Origin of the sequence: Paraburkholderia sp. BL21I4N1 (assembly GCF_002973525.1) — a bacterium.
GTDB lineage: Bacteria > Pseudomonadota > Gammaproteobacteria > Burkholderiales > Burkholderiaceae > Paraburkholderia.
Genome location: NZ_PVEN01000007.1, coordinates 337355 through 349597 on the forward strand (window position 1 = coordinate 337355; position 12243 = coordinate 349597).

The window sequence follows — 12243 nt, forward strand, 5'->3', positions numbered from 1 at the left end:
ACGTTCCATAGATTGCCCTCGGCAGATTTCGCGGCGATCTCCAACGGCTCAAGGGAATCAGGATGAACACTTCAATTGTCATCATCGGCGCAGGGCTTGGCGGGTTGACGCTTGCGCGGGTGCTTCACGTTCACGGCATCGCAACGACGATCTACGAAGCAGAAGCCTCGGTCGACGCGCGAGCGCAAGGCGGCATGCTGGATATCCACGAACACAACGGGCAACGCGCGCTCAAGGCAGCGGGACTCTTCGATCGATTTGTCGGCATCATCCATGCGGGCGGTCAGGCAACGCGGGTGCTCGACCAGCACGGCCAGGTTCTGTTCGACCATCCCGACGACGGCACGGGCGGCCGCCCTGAGGTGCCCCGAGGAGAACTCCGGCGGATTCTGCTCGACTCGCTTCCGGCCGGCACGGTCCGCTGGGGGCACAAGCTGACTGGCGTGTCCGCGCTGGGAGGTGGACGGCACGTGTTGAGCTTTGCCAACGGCGCAACGGTCACGAGCGATCTACTCGTAGGCGCCGACGGCGCGTGGTCGAAAGTCCGACCGCTCGTTTCGGATGCGAAGCCGGCGTATGTCGGCACGTCGTTCATCGAAACCTACCTGTTCGACAGCGACGCCCGTCACCCGGCAAGCGCGGAAGCGGTGGGGGGTGGCGCGCTGTTCGCGATGGCGCCGGGCAAGGGCATCGCCGCGCACCGTGAGCCCGATGGCGTGCTGCACACATACGTGCAGTTAAACAAGCCGAAGGACTGGATCGACAGCCTCGACTTCGCCGGGCCGGCAACCGCCTTGGCGCGCGTGGCGGAAGAGTTCGATGGATGGGCCCCGGCGTTGAAGGCGTTGATTACCGATGGTGAGACCGACCCAGTGCTTCGCGCCATTCATGCGCTGCCGGTCGAGCACAGATGGTCGCGCGTGCCCGGCGTGACGCTGCTTGGCGATGCGGCGCATCTGATGTCGCCATCCGGCGAGGGAGCGAACCTCGCCATGTTCGACGGCGCTGAACTGGCGAAGGATTTAGTCGCTCATCCGGGGAATGTAGAAGCGGCGCTTGTCGCGTATGAGAATGAGTTGTTTCCGCGCAGCGCGTTCGAAGCCCGAGAGGCGGAAAGCATTCTCGACGTTTGTCTGGGCCGTAACGCGCCACAAAGTCTGGTGGCTATGCTTGCCCACCATTTACCTGTCGATTGAAGCGGCTACCCGCCGGCGCGCTTCGCGCTGTGGCCGTACTTTCTGAGTGCTTCGATAACGCGCTCGCAATGATCGCCCTGCACTTCAATCACGCCGTCCTTGACCGTTCCACCCGAGCCGCAGGCTGTGCGCAACTGCTTGCCGAGCAACGCCAACGCGACAGGATCGAGCGCCAGGCCTTTGACGATTGTTACGCTTTTTCCGCCACGGCCTTTCGTTTCGCGACTCACTCGCACGACACCGTCGCCGGTCGGTAATGTTTTGGCAGCCGTCTTGCAAACGCATTGCGCGAGTACCTGCCGACAGTCGGGACACATCCGCCCGCCTTCGGTCGAATAAACGAGGCCGCCTTTTGAACTGCTCTTCATGTTCGCTTGCTGGATGACTTGATGATCGGAAAACGCGAGGAGTTTAGCAGCTGCGTCCCGGTACTTTGTAATCGCTTCCGGCCAGGATTGGGCTCGGCTCGGGTTGGCGTCCGATGCTTTGACCCGGTTCTTCAACCTACATCGCCGAGCGACGAAAACGGGGCGCCGGTCGCAACGACCTCGGCGCCCCACACGGTTGAAGCGGTTATTCGCGGTTACTTGCTAGCTGTCACTCTTACCTCGATTAAACCATTGCTATTGGCCCGCAGCCGGCGAAACCACGCTCGGGGTTGCCAGCGTGTTGTTGGTCTTGGGCGCGCTGTTGGTCGAGGTGCTGTTCGTGCTGCTCGGCAGGCCCGAATTCGGCGCCCCGGCGATCCTGCCGCTGTCCGAGTTAGGGCTACCCGGCGTGCCGTACCCGCTGTTTGCACCGTTCATGGGGTTCATCTGGTTCGCCGGACTGGCCGTGCTCCCCGATGAACCGCTGCTGTTCGAACCACCGGCCGCCTGGGCATAAGCACCGCCCGACAGCGTAAGTGCGGCGACGGCCGCGATGAGTGCGCTGGTTGCCTTCTTCATGATCCATCCCTCCTCGTTTGAGCTGGAATATCGACGCAGACGAACGTCGCCTGCTTGACCATGAATCGAGCAAGCGGTGTGCCGCGAGTTTGCGGGATGTGTCGAAGGTATTACGAATGGGAATACGCGTTCTGTAAAACGGATGCTTTTACCGCGCGCATTCGCATTGCAAGCTTTACGTCAGGAAAAATGGACCTCCTGATATTATTCACGAAGCACGCGCCACTTATTTCCTGCTGGAAAATACCCTGAAACAGCACTATGCTCCACGAGCGGAGTGGCGCTGAATTTTAAATTTGCGGAGGTTCGTTTGAGAACGGCAACCAGATTTATCTTTTTCCCGGGCAACGATGCGCCAAACCGGGTTCGAGCCGCAGCCGCAGTGTATTGGATTGCGTTTTTAGTAGTTCTGGTTCGTATCGTGATTGGAGTGGGCGTTCCGCCTTTCGGCACGCCCACAGAAATAGAAGGAGCGCTCACGCTGTTTGTGCTGTTCTCTGCATTTTTTATCTTCTATGCCCTCACGATCATGCGGCTCTCGGCCGGAAAGATCTGGGCAAGAAATGTTGCACTTTGTTTGACGGCACTCCTCGTCCTAACAAACCTCTATCAGCTGGTTTCGCGTGGGCTGTCCTCCGAACAAAATAACGTTGTAGGCTTAACGATCATTGCCGCCGAAGCGGTCGCCGGGTTATTTTTGCTGACGTCAGAAAGTAAGACCTGGTTCAGGTCCAAAGCCCACACCTGATCGAAGAAAATGGCCGGCACGGTCGCCGCCTCGCGGTCTCGGCAGAATCAGACCGTGAGTTTCGAATGCTAGCTGCATACTCGCTTTCCTGACCATCCCACGAAAAAATCACTTCACCCGCACCCAGGAGCCCCAATCGCCCCGTAGCTTGACGACATAGGTACAGGCCACCCAAATGAAGAAGACGGCGAGCAGCACGCCACCAGCACGATCGAAAAGCGATGCGTAGTCCGTCGCCAATCCCGACGCAATCCACAGACCACCGAAGCTAAACACAGCGGACCCCGTTAACCCACAAATCGAATGCAGCGTATCTTTTCTCATCGGAATTTAAACCTTTGAATTAAAGCTCGCCCACCGAACCGAGAAATTAATCAACGGTACAGGTGCGTCTCACCGAGTCTATGAGTGAAACCATGCCAGCGACTTATATGCGTTATGAATTCCCGAACAGCTCCGTGAACAGTGTCAAACAAACTGGCCGGAGCGAATTGTCGGCATTTCAGGCCCGTTTGTCGAGTACCTGAAATAGCCGGAGGCGAAAAATCAATAAAACGGCGAGCCCGCGCTGAACACGCCGAAAATTATGTGGATGCGAGCGGCATATGTTCACCAAACTGCAACGCAGCAAGCTGCGCATACAACGGCGAGCCAAGCAGAAGATCAGCGTGCCGACCTTGCGCGACGATACGGCCTTGCTCGAGCACAATAATCCGGTCCGCCTGCTGCACGGTCGCGAGACGGTGCGCGATAACCAGCGTCGTGCGATTTTGCGCGGCGTTATCCAGCGCCGTTTGCACGAGCCTTTCGCTGGCAGCGTCGAGCGCACTGGTCGCTTCATCCAATAGCAGGATCGGCGGGTTCTTCAGAATCGCGCGGGCAATCGCAATGCGTTGACGCTGTCCGCCCGACAAACGCACGCCGCGTTCGCCGAGAAACGTGTCGTAGCCTTGCGGCAACGCTTCAATGAAGCCCGCCGCCGCAGCCATGTCGGCGGCGCGCCGCACTTCCGCCAGCGTGGCGTCGGGCGCCCCGTAGCGGATGTTGTCCAGCACGCTACCCGAAAAGATCACCGACTCCTGCAGCACGACCCCGATAGCCTTGCGCAACTCGACGAGCGGCACCTGTTGCGTCGGAACGCCGTTAATCAGAATACTGCCGGTCTGCGGATCGTAAAAGCGCAGCAGCAGTTGAAACAGCGTGGTTTTGCCGGCGCCGGATGGCCCGACCAATGCCACATGCTCGCCCGCGTGGACATCGAGTGAAAGGCCGGAAAGCGCGGCGATGCCCGGACGCGACGGATACGAAAAACCGATGTTCTCAAACCGGATACCGTCGCCACGCGCCGGCAACGCCACCGTGCTCGGCGCCTCCACCACCGGCGAGCGCGCCGCCAGCAATTGCAGCAGACGTTCGGTCGCGCCCGCCGCCCGCTGCAGATCGCCCCACACTTCGGCAACGGCGCCGACCGCGCCAGCGGTGAACACCGCGTAAAGAATGAACTGGGACAATTGACCCGCCGTCATCCGTCCGGCGAGCACGGCTTGCGCGCCGAGCCACAATACGAACACGATCGCCGAGAACACCAGCACGATCACGACAGCGGTCAACCACGCACGCGCCCGGATCCGCGTCAGCGCTGTTTCGAAAGCCGTCTCCACCGCACCGGCAAAGCGCCGCGCTTCGTACGGGCCTTGCGTGTAGGACTGCACGGTCGGCATCGCATTGAGCACTTCGCCCGCTAGCGCGCTGGCGCTCGCCACCTTGTCCTGGCTGGCACGCGAAAGCCGTCGCACGCGTCGGCCGAAAATAACGATCGGTGCCACCACCACGATCAGCGTCGCGATGATGTAAGCGGACAGCACCGGACTGGTGACAGCCAGCATCGCCACGCCGCCGGTCAGCAGAAAGAAGTTGCGCAAGCCCAGCGACAGGCTGGTGCCCACCACGGTCTGAATCAAGGTCGTGTCGGTGGTGAGCCTCGACAGCACCTCGCCGGTCTGCGTGGTCTCGAAGAATTGCGGGCTCATCTCCAGCACATGATCGTAGACCGCGCGCCGCAAGTCGGCCGTGACCCGCTCGCCCAGCCACGACACGAGGTAAAACCGCAGCGCCGTGGCGCCGGCAAGCACCAGCGAAACGCCGGACAGCGCGAGGAAATAACGATCGATATGCGTGCGATCGCCCGCGGCGAAACCATGGTCGATCAGATATTTGAACGCCACGGGTAACAGCAGGGTCGCGCCCGCCGACGTCACCAGCGCGAGGAACGCCAGCGCCCAACGCCCGGCATAGGGCCGCAGGAAGGGGAACAGCGAGAACAGCGGGCCGATACGGACCGGGCGCGCGACAGCGTCTGACATGAGGGTTCCCAGGCGGAGCAAAGAAGAGATCGTACGATTGTGCCAGCACGGCTACCCCTGTTGCGAAGTCCGCCGACGGAAACGTCGCCCTCGCCGCAGCGATCGGGTTATCACCCGCTAGCAATGCGCCACGTCGAGCTATGCGCCGCACCTAAAAAGCAAAGCATAAGTAATTGTTTGTCGCCGCCCTATCCGCCGGCCTTTAATACCCTACTCGCCTTCGCGAGGCACCGTCTTTTGCGGATCGGTTCGCTATCCGGATCGCTGGGCAACCCATCCGCCCTGAGGTGATTCGACCGGAGCTGCCTCGTTCACGGAGCAGTCTTTTTCCTCGCTAATCTGGAATCGGCATGGCTGACGTCAGTTATTCCCGCAACGGCTATGTTGCTTCGACCCGCTTGTACCTGGGGATTTCAAAAGGCACGCTCTACCGGTGGCTGTCGTGGCTCGTGCCCCTGCTGGTGCTCGTGCTTTGGCAAATCGCCGCACAAGTGGGGCTGCTATCCCCGCAGGTTCTGCCCGCCCCGAGCAGCGTCGCGGCCACCGCGCTGGAGCTGGCGAGAAGCGGTGAGCTGTTCGTTCACCTCGGCGTTTCGTTGCTGCGTGCCGCGGCGGGCTTCGTTATCGGCGCAAGCATCGGACTCGCGCTCGGCGTGCTGGTCGGCTTCTCGCCGCTCGTGCAGGCGCTGCTGGATCGCTCGATCCAGATGGCGCGCGCGGTGCCGTTCCTCGCGATGCTGCCGCTCGTCATCGTCTGGTTCGGCGTGGGCGAGGCGGCAAAAATCTTCCTGGTCGCGCTCGCGGTTCTGTTCCCGATGTATGTCAACACCATGCTCGGGATTCGCCAGATCGATCCGAAGCTGATGGAGCTCGCGAAAGTGATCGGCCTCGATTGGACGGCAGTGGTGCGACGGATCGTCCTGCCCGGTGCGATGCCGTCGATCCTGACGGGCGTGCGGTACGCGCTCGCTCACGCCTGGCTCGCGCTCGTCATCGCCGAAACGCTCGCGACGACGAAAGGCATCGGCTTTCTGGCCATGGATGCCCGTGAATTCCTCCAGACCAACGTCATTCTGCTAACCATCGTCATCTACGCGATCATCGGCGTCGTGGCGGACGCGCTGGTGCGGCTGCTCGAAGCGCATTACCTCTCCTGGCACGCGAATTACGCGAGAGGGGCACGGCAATGACAGCCACGCTCGCCCACCCGCTGGATGCCGCGCTGCCGGTGTTCACCGAACCACCCGTGAGCCGGTCGCCGCTCGCCGTCTCGGTGCGCGGCCTGCAACGCCGTTACGGCGATCGCGTGGTGATCGATGCGCTGGATCTCGACATTCGCGAAGGTGAATTTATCGCGCTACTCGGTGAAAGCGGCTGCGGAAAAACCACGCTACTGCGTGCTTTGGCCGGGCTCGACCGACCCGATGCCGGCCAGATTCACGCGCCCGAACGCTCTTCCGTGGTGTTCCAGGAGCATCGGTTATTGCCGTGGGCGACGCTGTGGGAAAACGTCGCGCTCGGTCATGAAACGACGATCGGCCGCGCCGGCGCGGCGCGCGCATTGGCGGAAGTCGGACTATCCGGCCGCGAAGACGACTGGCCGCGCAACCTGTCCGGCGGTCAGGCGCAACGCGTGGCGCTGGCGCGTGGCCTCGTGCGCGATCCCGCCTTGCTGCTGCTCGACGAACCGTTCGCGGCACTCGACGCCCTCACGCGAATCAAGATGCACGGACTCGTCAAGGAACTCGTCGCGCGTCATCACCCCGGCGTGCTGCTCGTGACGCATGACGTCGACGAAGCGCTCACGCTAGCCGACACGATTCTGGTGATGCGCGCGGGACGCATTGCCGCGTCCTTCCAACCCCACAACACCACGCCGCAGGCACTGCGGCCGATTCTGCTCGAAGCACTCGGCGTTCATTCGCACTGAACGCGTTTCTGCCTGACTCCAAGGACCTGACAAGAATGAACGATTCTCCGCTGAGCCGCCGCCAACTGTTGCGCGCGGCGGGTGGCCTGCTGGTCGGCGCGGCCGCCGGCAGCCTGCTTCCGGCTCGCGCCGCCGAACCGCGCAAGCTCACTCGCAATACCGATACGGTTCGCGTCGGCTGGGGATACGGCAGCTTGCCGGACATCGCCCGGCAACGCGGCGTGTTCGAAAAAACGCTGGCTGGCAAGGACATCAAGGTCGAATGGGTCGGCCCGTTTCCGAACCATGCGCCGTCGATTCAGGCGGTTGTGGGCGGCAGCGCGGATTTCGGTTTCTGGGGCTCGACGACGCCCGCACTCGCCGCGATGCTGTCGGGCTCGCCCCTTGTGTTCAATGCGTTCGATATCTATTCGCCGCGCTCGACCGCCATCATCGTGAAGAAGTCGAGCGGGATCAATTCGGTGGCCGATCTTGCGGGCCGCAAGGTCGCCGTCAACCGCTCGGGGCTCGGTGAATTTTTGCTGATCGCCGCGCTGGAAAAGCATCACGTCGAGCGCGGCAAGGTCGAGTTCGTCTATCTGAATCCGCCCGATGCCGCGCCCGCGTTTGCGCAAGGCGTGGTCGACGCATGGTCGATGTGGTCGCCGGCCGTGGATATCTCACGGTACGCCAACAACGCCAAGGATATTTTCAACGAAGGACGCGACCTCGATTTCCTGATCGACTATAGCTCGCTCGTGTCGCGCCGCAAATTCACCGAAGAGAATGCCGAACTGGTTCGCGCGGTGATCGACGCGTATTACGTCGAAGGCGCCTGGCAGTCGGCGCATCCGGCCGAATCCGAACAACTGGTGCAGCGGCAAGCCAGATATCCGGATCAGGTGCGCGACTACCTGACGAGCCTGAAGCGCGTGAATCAATTCCACGAACCCGACGACGCCGCGTTCATCGCGCAATTCCAACGCGCCGCCGACTGGCTCGCGGAGCGCAAGATCATCAACGGGCGAATCAAGGTTGCCGATTACAGCGTGAAGGTTTGAGGGGGACGTCATGACTATTTCTCTCGTCTCGCCCTTGTCCGCCACACTCGGCTTCGCCGGCACGCTCGCTCATATCGCCGCGAGCGCGGCGGAGCGGGAACGCAATCAGCGTTTGCCGCACGAGGAAATCGCCGAGCTCAAGGCGCTCGGCTTCGGCGCGCTGCGCCTGCCGGTCGACGCGGGCGGGCTCGGCGTGTCGTTGCGCGAGCTGTTCGTCGTGGCACGCGACGTCGCGGCGGCGGATTCGAATATCGCGCACGCGTTTCGCAACCATCTGTGGCAGGTCGAAGCGGCGCTCAGACGACGCGATCATCCGTTCCACGCGCACGTTCTCGATTTGACGGGCCAAAAGAAGACCATCGGCCTCAGTTTCGCCGACACCGACGCCGTGGCGGCCGGCGCGCGGCCGAGCCGGGTGCTGAGCCGGCTCGAATGGGACACGGCGCGGCACACGTATATCGGCTCGGGCGAGAAGGTCTACGCGACCGGCAACCTGTACAACGATGCGTTCGTCGGCCTCGCGGTCGAAAGCCGAGAGAATAGGACGGTGCAATACGTGCTCGAACGCGGCGACGGGGTCGGCAACGAAGACGGCTGGCAAGGTTTCGGTCAACGTCTGACGGGCTCGGGCACCGCGACGTTCCATGCCGTGAGCGTGCCCGAGGCGCATGTCTATCCGCCCGATCCGCCGCGCCCCGACGCGGCCGCGCCGTGGGGCTACACGTTTCACCAGGTCTATCTGACGAACTGCGTCGCGGGTATCGTGCGGCGGGTCGCGCTGGACGCCGTCGAGGTGTTGCACGCGCGTGGACGCAACTTCTATCACGGCGACGCCGCGCATCCCGCCGACGAGCCGGTGCTGCAAGCGCTGCTGGGCCGGATTCGCGCGTATGCCGCCAGCGTCGAGGCCAACGCCGACCGCGCCGTGGCGGCGCTGCAGCATGCGTGGGATCGCTATGGAACCGCCGACGAATACGACGCCACACTCGCCGCCACGCTCGCGGCGGCGGAAGCCAAGGTCGTGGTCGACGATCTCGCGCCGCAGATCGCCAGTTGGCTGATCGATCTTGGGTCGGGCTCGGTGGTGTCGCGCGTGGGCGCATTGGACCGGCATTGGCGCAACATCAAGGTGATTGCCTCGCACAATCCGCGTCTGTACAAGGAGCGGCTACTCGGGCAGAACCTGCTGACCGGGCAGCTTCCGCCGACCGGCGCATTCTTCTAAGCGCGCACGGCTTGCCGGGTTCGCCTCGATGGGGTCCCTATTCGCCTTCCGCCGCTCGCGCAGCGGCTTGTCCAACTCGGCGAGCGCGAACCGATGCATAAGATGAGCCGCCACCTGCTCCCGTATTAAGGCCCGCGGAGCGCCGCGGGCCTTCTCCTACTTCTCCACCACGCCCAGCAACGCCTGCTTTCCGCCGACGTATTTGTACAGCGAAATCACGCCATGCCGCAGATCGCCTTTCGAATCGAACTGCGTTTCGCCCAGCACGCCCCGGTAATCGGTCGCCGGCATCGCGGCGAGAATCTTCGCGGAGTCGGTCGATTGCGCGCGCTTCATCGCCGCGACGATCACGCCTACCGCGTCGTACGCGAACGGCGAATTCAGCACCGGCGCGTAGCCGAAGCGCTTCCTGTAACGTTCGACGAAAGCCGGACCGTCGGCCATTTTCAGCAGTGGTGCGCCGGCGATCGAGCAGATCACGTTGTCGGCGGCGTCGCCCGCAAGTTTGGCAAGATCGTCCGCGCACAGACCATCGCCCGCCAGCACTTTCACCGTTATACCGAGTTGCTTCGCCTGCTTCGCGAACGGACCGCCGGTGCCGTCGAGGCCGCCGTACATGATCGCGTCGGGCTTCTCACCTTTGATCTTCGTGAGAATCGCGCGGAAATCGACGGCCTTGTCGGTGCTCGCGTCGTGCGACAACACGGTGATGCCGTTCGCCTTCGCCTGCTTTTCGAACTCGACCGCCAGCCCCTGGCCGTACGCGGTCGAATCGTCGACGATCGCCACCGTCTTCACCTTCAGCGTTTTGGCCGCGTAGTCGGCGAGCGTCGGGCCCTGCTGCGCGTCGGTGGCGACCACGCGGTAGGCGGTCTTGAATCCCTGCAGCGTGTAGGCCGGATTGGTCGCGGACGGCGACACCTGCACGACCCCGGCGTCGTTGTAGATTTTCGACGCGGGAATAGTCGAGCCCGACTGCATATGTCCGACCACCGCGACCACCTTATCGTCCACCAGTTTCTGCGCGACCTGGGTCGCCTGACGCGGATCGCCCGCATCATCCTGCGCGTCGAACACCAGCGTAACCTTCTTGCCGCCGATCACGAGGCCCGCCTGATTCGCTTCCTCGATCGCCAGACGCGCGCCGTTTTCCGTGTCCTTGCCCAGATACGAGGCCGGTCCGGTGACGGGCGCGGCCTCGCCGATTTTCACCATCTCGTCGGCACGGGCAACGCCCACGGCCGCCGCCGCGAGGCTCCCCAGAATGCCGACGGTCGCCATGCCGCGACCCAAGGCTGTACGTTTGCTCATGCTTCACCCGAATAGTAGTGAGTGGTGGTTGGCCGCGACGAACCGGCAGCGCCGTTCATCGATTGCCGATTGCCGCTTGAATACACAGGCCGCTCGCGGCGCCGCGTCGTTCGTCAGCGGTTCCAAATTTATGTAACCAGAATGCGTGGGCATTGCATCGATCTGCCGAAAAATAGAAGAATTGCGTCAGGTCGGGAATGCGTGAATCCGCGGCACGTCCCCGTATAATCGGCACACACCGTCCTCGAGTTCGCGCATGCCGACTGCCCGCTCCGCTCCCTCTGTTTCCGTGCCCGCCGGGCCGTCGGCGCATGCGCTGATCGAGCAACTGGACACGCTGCCGCGCACCCCGCAGACTCGCCCGAGCCGCTCCGATGCGGAGTTGAGCATCGCCATTCTGTTGTGGCCTCGCTTTCCGATGCTGTCGCTCGCCGGCTTGTGCGACGCGCTGCGTCACGCCGCGGACCGTGGCGACCAGAGCCGCCAGTTGCGCTGCCTCTGGACGATCGTCGGGGTTCAGGCCGAAGCGGTCGAAGCAAGTTGCGGCATCCCCGTGCAAGTGCAATCGGCGTTTCCCGATGTCGCGCAATTCGACTATGTGGTCGTGATCGGCGGGCTGCTGCCGCATCTGGACCAGGTCGACCGGCGCTACTGGGACTATCTGCAACGCGCCGCTCAGGCCGGCATTCCACTGGTCGGCATGTGTACCGGCAGCTTCGTGCTGGCGCGTGCCGGTCTGCTGGAGGATCGCGTCGCCTGCGTGCACAGTTTTCATCTCGACGACTACAAGCGCATGTTCCCGGCGCTGCGCGTCATCACGCACGCCGACTATCTGATCGACGGCGACCGCATCACCTGCGCGGGCGGGATTTCCGTGGTCGAACTGGCCGCGCGCCTGATCAGTCTGCATTGCGGGCCGGACCGCGCGTCGAAGGTCATCCATCAGATGACGGTTAGCCGTCAGGGCGGCTCGTCGTTCGTCGAGCGGCGCGCCGCGCTGGGTTATCTATCGGTCGAAGACGCGACCGTGCGTCACGCGGTGCTGCTCATGGAAGAGAACCTCGAAGCGCCGCTGAATATCGCCGTCATCGCGAAGATGATCGGCATCAGCGTGCGCAATCTCGAACGCGCCTTCATGACCGAGATGGACGCGTCACCCAATGAGTTCTATCGGCGGATGCGGTTGCGCTACGCGCGCTGGATGCTCGTCAACACGGCGCGCAAGATCACCGACATCGCTTACGAATGCGGCTTTGCGGATTCGGCGCATTTCATCCGCGTATTTCGCGAAGCCTATGGCGTGACGCCCGGCAAACTGCGCACCTCGCGCGGCGCCGTCACGGCCTGAGTTTTGCCGGGCCGCGACCCGCGCCTCGCATCGCGCGCGCCGGGTAGCTGCCGCGTTTCTTCTATTTTCCGGCAAATCGATGCAATGCCTCGGCCAGAGACGCGCCGTACATTCAGGCCTCGTACTCCCAACCTG

12 protein-coding genes are annotated in these 12243 nt (G+C 62.9%); 7 read left to right on the forward strand and 5 right to left on the reverse strand.

What is annotated here, in order from left to right; genetic code table 11:
• Window positions 1–62: 62 nt before the first annotated feature.
• Window positions 63–1196: an NAD(P)/FAD-dependent oxidoreductase gene (locus tag B0G83_RS20405; protein ID WP_105509190.1), complete on the forward strand. Its 1134-nt coding sequence runs from the start codon at window positions 63–65 to the stop codon at window positions 1194–1196.
• Between the two features lie 5 nt (window positions 1197–1201).
• Here the strand turns inward: B0G83_RS20405 and B0G83_RS20410 are convergent, their stop codons facing one another.
• Window positions 1202–1564 (reverse strand): translation initiation factor Sui1, encoded by a 363-nt coding sequence (locus B0G83_RS20410; protein WP_105509191.1) that lies wholly within the window; start codon window positions 1562–1564, stop codon window positions 1202–1204.
• Between the two features lie 255 nt (window positions 1565–1819).
• Window positions 1820–2143 (reverse strand): hypothetical protein, encoded by a 324-nt coding sequence (locus tag B0G83_RS39210; protein WP_105509192.1) that lies wholly within the window; start codon window positions 2141–2143, stop codon window positions 1820–1822.
• A 277-nt stretch (window positions 2144–2420) separates the two neighbouring features.
• Between B0G83_RS39210 and B0G83_RS20420 the strand changes: the two genes are divergently transcribed.
• Window positions 2421–2891 carry a hypothetical protein gene (locus tag B0G83_RS20420; protein ID WP_146120265.1) on the forward strand — a complete coding sequence of 157 codons (471 nt, stop codon included), beginning with the start codon at window positions 2421–2423 and terminating at the stop codon, window positions 2889–2891.
• Between the two features lie 108 nt (window positions 2892–2999).
• Here B0G83_RS20420 and B0G83_RS20425 read toward each other — a convergent pair whose 3' ends face one another.
• Together B0G83_RS20425 and B0G83_RS20430 are read right to left on the reverse strand one after the other, a co-directional pair.
• Entirely contained in the window at window positions 3000–3215 is a 216-nt protein-coding gene (locus B0G83_RS20425; RefSeq protein ID WP_105509194.1) for a hypothetical protein, read from the reverse strand.
• 260 nt (window positions 3216–3475) lie between these two features.
• Window positions 3476–5254 (reverse strand): ABC transporter transmembrane domain-containing protein, encoded by a 1779-nt coding sequence (locus B0G83_RS20430; RefSeq protein ID WP_105509195.1) that lies wholly within the window; start codon window positions 5252–5254, stop codon window positions 3476–3478.
• A gap of 350 nt (window positions 5255–5604) precedes the next feature.
• On the opposite strand from B0G83_RS20430, the gene B0G83_RS20435 reads away from it, so the two are divergent.
• Genes B0G83_RS20435 through B0G83_RS20450 form a run of 4 tightly spaced genes read left to right on the forward strand, consistent with a single transcriptional unit; the run spans window position 5605 to window position 9449 of the window.
• A complete protein-coding gene (locus tag B0G83_RS20435; RefSeq protein WP_105509196.1) occupies window positions 5605–6444 on the forward strand; it encodes an ABC transporter permease subunit in 840 nt (279 codons plus the stop codon).
• Window positions 6441–7184 (forward strand): ABC transporter ATP-binding protein, encoded by a 744-nt coding sequence (locus B0G83_RS20440; RefSeq protein WP_105509197.1) that lies wholly within the window; start codon window positions 6441–6443, stop codon window positions 7182–7184. The genes B0G83_RS20435 and B0G83_RS20440 overlap by 4 nt, the downstream gene beginning before the upstream one ends.
• Before the next feature lie 35 nt (window positions 7185–7219).
• The gene (locus B0G83_RS20445; RefSeq protein WP_105509198.1) at window positions 7220–8224 is read left to right on the forward strand and encodes an NrtA/SsuA/CpmA family ABC transporter substrate-binding protein; all 1005 of its coding nucleotides are present in this window, start codon (window positions 7220–7222) and stop codon (window positions 8222–8224) included.
• 10 nt (window positions 8225–8234) lie between these two features.
• Entirely contained in the window at window positions 8235–9449 is a 1215-nt protein-coding gene (locus tag B0G83_RS20450) for an acyl-CoA dehydrogenase family protein (RefSeq protein WP_105509199.1), read from the forward strand.
• Window positions 9450–9605: 156 nt separating this feature from the next.
• On the opposite strand, the gene B0G83_RS20455 is transcribed toward B0G83_RS20450, so the two are convergent.
• Window positions 9606–10730: a branched-chain amino acid ABC transporter substrate-binding protein gene (locus tag B0G83_RS20455; protein ID WP_105509200.1), complete on the reverse strand. Its 1125-nt coding sequence runs from the start codon at window positions 10728–10730 to the stop codon at window positions 9606–9608.
• Window positions 10731–11016: 286 nt separating this feature from the next.
• Between B0G83_RS20455 and B0G83_RS20460 the strand changes: the two genes are divergently transcribed.
• The gene (locus B0G83_RS20460) at window positions 11017–12108 is read left to right on the forward strand and encodes a GlxA family transcriptional regulator (RefSeq protein WP_105509201.1); all 1092 of its coding nucleotides are present in this window, start codon (window positions 11017–11019) and stop codon (window positions 12106–12108) included.
• The last annotated feature ends 135 nt before the right edge of the window (window positions 12109–12243 follow it).